The sequence below is a fragment of the Hymenobacter jeollabukensis genome (assembly GCF_005771675.1).
Classification (GTDB): domain Bacteria; phylum Bacteroidota; class Bacteroidia; order Cytophagales; family Hymenobacteraceae; genus Solirubrum; species Solirubrum jeollabukense.
Genome location: NZ_VAJM01000027.1, coordinates 1 through 756 on the forward strand (window position 1 = coordinate 1; position 756 = coordinate 756).

Genomic DNA, 756 nt, shown 5'->3' on the forward strand with positions numbered 1-756 from the left:
AGCGGTGGTCTAATACATGGTGCATCGTCGATTATGCTCGTCAATGACGAGTTGAATGCGGACGTGGTGCATGGCCAGGGAACGGCTGAACGAGCAGGACTTGCGCACCAGTACGCCGCAGCGCTGGCGCAGGGAGCAGTTGATGGCTTCCACGATGCTGGTCTGCCCGCTGCCTTTGGCGCTGGGCTGGTGGGCGCGCTTGGGCAGCACGCCCTTGTAGGCCTCCCACTCGTCGGTGTAGTACCAGGTGCCGGTGCGGTAGGGCGTGGGTAAGGCCCGCCATAGACGCCGGGCCGTGGCACGGCCGCGCGAGCCGAGCACCCAGGCCACGATGCGGCGCGAATGCCGCTCGACGGCCAGCCACAGCCACTTTTTACGCCGTTTGCGGCCCACGAACGTCCACAGCTCGTCCAGTTCCAGCTCCTTCACCCGGCGTGGCAGCGGGCAACTACTCGGCTGGGCCCGCGCTTTTTTTTGCCAGCTTGGCCACGGTCATGCGCGCCACGCCCGTCAGGCGCACGATGGCGCGTTGCGAGACGCGTTCGAGCAGCAGCTTTTCCACCTGCGCATACTGTACGGCTTTGCGCGGGGCGGCCGGCGCAAACACGGCCTGGTGCCGGCAGGCGGTGCACAGGTATTTGGCCTGGCCATGACTGTGGCCGTTCTTGCGCAGGGCCGTGCTCCCGCACTTGCCGCAGCTCATCGTGGTCTGAATCATACCGCTTGTACGTAAAAACCACGCATTAGACCACCGCC

Annotated in this window: 2 protein-coding genes; both read right to left on the reverse strand. The window is 65.3% G+C overall.

The features are described from left to right. Positions 1-9: 9 nt before the first annotated feature. Complete coding sequence (locus tag FDY95_RS26175) at positions 10-429, reverse strand: IS1 family transposase (protein ID WP_138082762.1); 420 nt, start codon at positions 427-429, stop codon at positions 10-12. Positions 430-448: 19 nt separating this feature from the next. Further along, a complete protein-coding gene (locus FDY95_RS26180; RefSeq protein WP_138082765.1) occupies positions 449-718 on the reverse strand; it encodes a transposase-like zinc-binding domain-containing protein in 270 nt (89 codons plus the stop codon). Positions 719-756: the final 38 nt, after the last annotated feature.

Bases quoted from the DNA above. Each gene is read 5' to 3' on its own strand.
- FDY95_RS26180 (WP_138082765.1), bottom strand. From the start codon at position 718: ATGATTCAGACCACGATGAGCTGCGGCAAGTGCGGGAGCACGGCCCTG.